2 protein-coding genes are annotated in these 3,621 nt (G+C 72.9%); both read right to left on the minus strand.

Annotated elements, in window-relative coordinates; all coding sequences use genetic code 11:
- Positions 1–42: 42 nt before the first annotated feature.
- Complete coding sequence (gene aceE / locus AC2CJA_RS25370) at positions 43–2,724, minus strand: pyruvate dehydrogenase (acetyl-transferring), homodimeric type (protein WP_484605005.1); 2,682 nt, start codon at positions 2,722–2,724, stop codon at positions 43–45.
- 146 nt (positions 2,725–2,870) lie between these two features.
- A complete protein-coding gene (locus AC2CJA_RS25375) occupies positions 2,871–3,494 on the minus strand; it encodes a GntR family transcriptional regulator (protein WP_484605006.1) in 624 nt (207 codons plus the stop codon).
- Positions 3,495–3,621: the final 127 nt, after the last annotated feature.

The raw sequence follows: 3,621 nt of genomic DNA on the forward strand, positions 1-3,621 counted from the left end.
GAGCCGCCCGGCGGCGCGGGGAGGGGCCGCCGGGCGGGCCCGTCAGGCCAGGCCGTAGCGCCCGGCCGCCTCGCGCACCGTCTCCCGCTTGACCTCGCCGCGCCGGGCCAGCCGGTCCAGGGCCGCCACCGTGACCGACTCGGCGTCCACCCCGAAGTGGCGGCGGGCCGCCTCGCGGGTGTCCGACAGGCCGAAGCCGTCGGTGCCCAGCGAGGACCAGTCCTGCTCCACCCACGGGGCGATCTGGTCCGGCACCGCCCGCATCCAGTCGCTGACGGCGAGGACCGGGCCGGGCGCGCCGCACAGCGCGCGGGTGACGTAGGGGACCTGTTCCTCGCCGTTGAGCTGCGCCGCGTCGCAGGACAGGGCATCGCGGCGCAGCTCGCTCCAGGAGGTGGCGGACCACACGTCGGCGGTCACGCCCCAGTCGTCGGCGAGGAGGCGCTGGGCGTCCAGCGCCCAGTGGATGGCGGTCCCCGAGGCCAGCAGCTGGATCCGGGGCGCGTCGGGGGAGGAGGCGGTCCCCTCGCGGAAGCGGTACAGCCCCCTGAGGATCCCCTCCTCCACGCCCTCGGGCATGGGTGGCTGGACCTTCGGCTCGTTGTAGACGGTCAGGTAGTAGAAGACGTCCTCCGGCTCCGGCCCGTACATCCGGCGCAGGCCGTCGCGCACGATCACCGCGATCTCGTAGGCGAACGCCGGGTCGTAGTTGAGCGAGGCCGGGTTGGTGGCCGCGATCAGGTGGGAGTGGCCGTCGGCGTGCTGCAGGCCCTCGCCCGTCAGCGTGGTGCGGCCTGCCGTGGCGCCGACGACGAAGCCGCGGCCGAGCTGGTCGGCCAGCTGCCAGAACTGGTCGCCGGTGCGCTGCCAGCCGAACATCGAGTAGAAGATGTAGAACGGGATCATCGGCTCGCCGTGGGTGGCGTACGAGGTGGCGGCGGCGATGAAGTCGGCCATGGCGCCGGCCTCGGTGATCCCCTCGTTGAGGATCTGCCCGTCGGCCGCCTCCCTGTAGTACATCAGCTGGTCGCGGTCGACCGGCTCGTACGTCTGGCCCCTGGGCGAGTAGATGCCGGCCGAGGGGAACAGCGACTCCATGCCGAAGGTGCGGGCCTCGTCGGGGACGATCGGCACCCACCGCTTCCCGGTCTCCGGATCCCGCATCAGGTCCTTGACCAGGCGTACGAACGCCATGGTCGTGGCCGTCTCCTGTTTGCCCGATCCCTTCCTCAGGGCGGCGAAGGCGCGCTCGGGAGGCTCGGGAAGCGCCGGAACCGGGTGGGTGCGGCGGGCCGGGGCGGGACCGCCGAGGGCGGCGCGGCGCTCGGCGAGGTAGCGCGCCTCGGGGGAGTCGGGGCCGGGGTGGCCGTAGGGCACCGGGCCCTCGCCCAGGGCGCTGTCGGGGATGGGCAGGCCGAGCAGGTCGCGCATGTCCCTGAACTCCTCGGCCGTCAGCTTCTTCATCTGGTGGTTGGCGTTCTTGGAGGCGAAGCCCCGGCCGAGGGTGTGGCCCTTGACGGTCTGCGCCAGGATCACCGTCGGCGCGCCCTCGTGCGCGAGCGCGGCCCGGTACGCGGCGTACACCTTGCGGGGCTCGTGGCCGCCGCGCGAGGTGTGGAAGCACTCGATGATCTTCGCGTCGGTCAGCACCTTCGCCATCTCGGCCAGTGCCGGGTCGGCGCCGAAGAAGTGCTCGCGGACGTAGGCGGCGTCGCGGGTGGCGTAGGTCTGGAACTGCGCGTCGGGCACTTCGCGCAGCCGCCTGACCAGGGCGCCGGTGGTGTCCAGGGCGAGCAGGTCGTCCCAGGCCGAGCCCCACAGCGACTTGACGACGTGCCAGCCGGCGGCGCGGAACTGGGCCTCCAGCTCCTGCACGACCCGGAAATTGGCGCGGACCGGGCCGTCCAGGCGCTGGAGGTTGCAGTTGACCACGAAGGTGAGGTTGTCCAGCCCCTCGCGTGCGGCGAGGGCGAGGGCGGCGGTGGACTCGGGCTCGTCCATCTCGCCGTCACCGAGGAAGGCCCACACACGGCTGCCGGAGGTGTCCTTGATGCCGCGGCCGGCCAGATAACGGTTGAAGCGGGCCTGGTAGATCGCCGAGAGCGGGCCCAGGCCCATGGAGACGGTCGGGAACTCCCACAGCCAGGGCAGCCTGCGCGGGTGCGGGTAGGAGGGCAGCCCGTCGCCGCCGGCCTCCCGGCGGAAGTTGTCCAGTTGAGCCTCGGTCAGCCGCCCGTCGAGGAAGGCGCGGGCGTAGATGCCGGGGGAGGCGTGGCCCTGGACGTAGAGCTGGTCGCCGGAGCCGGGGGCCTCGGGGGAGGACTTGCCGCGGAAGAAGTGGTTGAAGCCGGTCTCGTAGAGCCAGGCGGCGGAGGCGAAGGTGGCGATGTGGCCGCCGACGCCGAAGCGGGAGCCGCGGGTGACCATGGCGGCGGCGTTCCAGCGGTTCCAGGCGGCGATCCGCCGCTCCATGTCCTCGTCGCCGGGGAAGGCGGGCTCGGCGGCGGTGGGGACGGTGTTGACGTAGTCCGTCTCCGGCAGTGCGGGGAGACCGAGTCCGGTGCGGCCGGCGTGCTCCAGGGTGCGCCGCATCAGGTACGCCGCCCGGTGCGGACCGGCCTCGCGGGCGACGGCGTCCAGGGACGCGGCCCACTCGGCGGTCTCCTCGGGGTCGCGGTCGACGAGCTGGTCGAGCTCGCTGAGCGGGCGTTCGGCGTCGGTCATGGTGTGGCCGCCTTCCGGACAGGACGGGACATGGGGTGGGGGGTGTCACACCCACTGCCGGACTGTACGCCCACGATCGATGATCGATCAAAGGGTGGGACGTGAAAAAACACCGGAAGAACGAAATTGGCATTCAGTGCCGTGAATCAGGCACGCGGTGCACACCCCAGGACGTGCTTCTTGACCAGCTCGCCGATGCGCGGATCACGCCCGCGGAACGCCTCCACGACCGCCTCGTGCTCCTCGGCGTACGACTGCTGCCGGGTACCCAGCCAGCGGATGGCGAGCGTGGTCCACACCCCGATGCCAAGCGACTCCCAGGTGTGCAGCAGCACGCTGTTCCCGGACGCGCGCACCAGCTCCCGGTGGAAGGCGACCGTGTGCCGCACCTGCGCCTCGCCGTCCCCGGCCCGGTCCGCCTCGTACAGCCGCGCCACGTGCTCCTCCAGCACCGAGACGTCCTCGGCCAGGCGGTCGGCGGCCAGTTCGGCCGCGATCTGCTCCAGCCCGGCGCGCACCGGGTAGATCTCCTCCAGATCGGCCGCCGTCAGGTTCCGCACCCGTACGCCCTTGTTCGGCGCCGACTCGATCAGCCGCAGCGTCTCCAGCTCGCGCAGCGCCTCGCGCACGGGCGTCTGGCTGACCTCAAGCTCCACGGCGATCCGCCGCTCCACGATGCGCTCGCCCGGCTTCCAGCGCCCGCGGACGATGCCCTCCACGATGTGCTCGCGGATCTGCTCGCGCAGGGAGTGGACGACGGGCGGTGCCATGGGCGCTCCTTGTCTGCCTTCTTCGGGGGAGGACAACGACGATACGGGCCCCGGCCCGCACGGCGGGGGGGGGGGCGCGGGCGGCGCCGGGGCCGGGGGGGGGGGCGGGGGGGGCGGGGGGGGCGCG

It is taken from the genome of Streptomyces sp. ATLC9, from assembly GCF_057196705.1.

What these genes read in the sequence shown, in the direction of transcription:
- AC2CJA_RS25375 (WP_484605006.1), bottom strand. Translation starts at nt 3,494, where the DNA reads ATGGCACCGCCCGTCGTCCACTCCCTGCGCGAGCAGATCCGCGAGCAC.
- aceE (WP_484605005.1), bottom strand. Translation starts at nt 2,724, where the DNA reads ATGACCGACGCCGAACGCCCGCTCAGCGAGCTCGACCAGCTCGTCGAC.